General features: G+C 46.6%; 1 protein-coding gene. It reads right to left on the bottom strand.

Translation table 11 applies throughout. From position 1 onward, the window contains the following. Positions 1-1,283: sulfatase-like hydrolase/transferase (locus A3762_RS00655; RefSeq protein WP_231878683.1), on the bottom strand; the 1,283-nt coding region annotated here is incomplete at its 3' end. Positions 1,284-1,313 lie beyond the last annotated feature (30 nt).

The raw sequence follows: 1,313 nt of genomic DNA, 5'->3' as shown, positions 1-1,313 counted from the left end.
GCCATTAATTGACCCATCGGTTGAATCAGCCAAGATACTTTCTGCAGCAAGTGCCCATAAGAATCCGAATTATCATAAGACTCATAAGGATCCATACGAACATTAAATACCAACGGCACGGTTCGCGGAATCACGTTAGAGTAGTAATCCTCTTTCGTTGAGAAATGAAATTTCCACGGTCCCATTCTCACTGCAGTTAGTTTACTTTCGTAATAATGGAACAAGTGATTTCGTTCAGAATGATCGGATAGCCCCATCCAGTAATCAAGGTTGTTCACACCATCAATATACTGTTTTTTCTGCTCGATCATTTTCTCTTTGACGTCAGGCACACCCCCGGCCGCAGCTAGAGTGGTAAATAAATCTTGATGCGCTTGAATACCATTTAGCTTGGTACCGGCTTTGATTTTATTCGGCCAGCGAACCATTGTTGGCACACGCACGCCACCCTCGTATGTCGTCATCTTTTCACCTCTAAAGGGTGTGGTGGCGCCATGAGGCCATGAGCTATGCTCAGGGCCATTGTCTGTAGAGTAAACAACGATGGTATTCTCTGCGAGACCTTGCTCGTCCAGCCAATCGAGCACAAGACCAATATCATGGTCATGCTGCATCATTCCAGCGCCGTGGTAATCGGCTTCCGAAGTATACTTCTCAACTTTATTCAACCATTCAGTATCGATACGCGTGTATAGATGCATTCGGCTGGTATTCATCCAAACGAAAAATGGCTCCTCCGCTTCCTTCGCATTTTTTATAAATTCAAACGTGCGCGGAATCACTTCACCTGCATCAAAGTTTTTCATTCGCTCACGAGTCAATGGTCCGGTATCTTCGATAGTCTGTTTTCCAACCACACCGAAGCGAGGGTCTTCCGTTGCATCATAGGTGTCGGTCGCAAGCGCATGCACCACTCCGCGCGTCCCAAACTTTTTCTCGTACTCTTCCAGGCTACCCGCAAAGGCTTTACCAAAATTTTGATAATCTCTCTGTTCAGCCTCTTCTTGGGTATTGAGATGGTAGAGGTTTCCGTAGAATTCTTCGAACCCGTGCATAGTTGGCAGGTGTTCGTTTCTATCACCAAGGTGATTTTTGCCAAAATGTCCGGTGCGATATCCTTCTTCTTTTAACACTTCAGCAAGAGACGGTGACTCTTTTTGTAAACCAAGCGCGTCACCTGGTTGGCCGACCGTCGTCATTCCAGATCGAATCGGATACTGCCCAGTTATGAATGCCGCACGCCCTGCTGTACAGGAAGGCTGGGCATAGTGATCGCTGAACATCACCCCCTCATTCGCAATTCGGTCAATATT

It is taken from the genome of Oleiphilus sp. HI0125, assembly GCF_001635355.1.
The sequence above is the reverse complement of the archived record's forward strand: the minus strand, read 5'-3'. Positions and strand labels throughout refer to the sequence as shown.